General features: G+C 69.2%; 1 protein-coding gene. It reads left to right on the top strand.

The window, feature by feature from the left end:
- Positions 1 to 348 precede the first annotated feature (348 nt).
- Entirely contained in the window at positions 349 to 1,095 is a 747-nt protein-coding gene (locus ABTX62_RS37835) for an IPT/TIG domain-containing protein (protein ID WP_352120418.1), read from the top strand.
- The last annotated feature ends 7 nt before the right edge of the window (positions 1,096 to 1,102 follow it).

The following is a 1,102-nucleotide window of genomic DNA, read 5'->3' as shown; positions in this document are numbered from 1 at the left end:
CAGTAGCGGGATTACTCCGTTTGGGTGGTTGGTGGTGGCGGTGTCTTGTCACCCGGTTGGGTGTGTGGGTCACTGAGAGTGTGAACCGGCGGGCTGCCCATCCCCGTGCCGGGGGAACGTTGAGACGGGCAGCCGTTTGCCGGTTTTTCTTCTTGCCCACAGGAGATGCCGGAAGGCTGCAGCGCGCCTGGCCGTGGCCACGGCGGTGCGTCGCCTCGGTTCGTCCTCCCTGGCCCTGGCGGCGTTGACCGCGTGATGGTCTTGTCCCTTGTGACGCTGTCGTCGGTGGCTGGATGGCCTTTTGTGCCGGTTCCTCGCATGTCCCCAGCAAGAGCGAGGAGTTCAGCTATGCCCATCTCTCCGAATCAGGGTTCCACCGGCGGCGGGACGCTGGTGACCATCACGGGCACGAACCTGTCCAACACCAGCGCGGTCAGGTTCGGCAGCAAGTCGGCCACCAGCGTCACCCAGGTCTCGCCGACCCAGGTCACCGCCGTCTCCCCGTCGGGGACCGGTACGGTCGGGGTCACGGTGACCACTCCGGGCGGGACCAGCAACCCGGTGCCGTTCTTCTACGTCGGCGCCCCGTTCAAGTCCTCCCTGGGCACCTCCTCCGGGCCGCTGGCCGGCGGGAACACCATCACCATCAACGGCACCGGCCTGTCCACGGCCACCAGTGTGGACTTCGGCGGCGTGACCGCCACCCCGACGGTCAACTCCGACAGTTCCCTCAGCGTCGCAGTGCCAGCGGGCGCGGCTGCCGGACCGGTCTCGGTGAGCGTGACGACCGCGGGCGGCACCAACAACGGCCTGTCCTACACCTACATCGAGGACCCGACGATCGCCACGGTCAGCCCCACCTCGGGCCCGACCTCGGGCGGCACGGCGGTGACCATCACGGGCACCAACCTCGCCGACACCGACTCGGTCACCTTCGACGGCGCCCCGGCGCCGTTCTCGGTGATCAACGCCACCACGCTGTCGGCGGTCACCCCGCCCGGCACCGCCGGCGCGGCCGACGTGGTCGTCACCAACCCCGCCGGATCCGACACCGCCGTGGGTGCCTTCACCTACGTCGCCGGACCCGGCATCTGACCCACCC

This window comes from Streptomyces sp. NPDC096046 (assembly GCF_040303285.1).
Lineage (GTDB): Bacteria > Actinomycetota > Actinomycetes > Streptomycetales > Streptomycetaceae > Streptomyces.
Note: the sequence above shows the minus strand (reverse complement) of the source record. Positions and strands in the feature narration are given on the sequence as shown.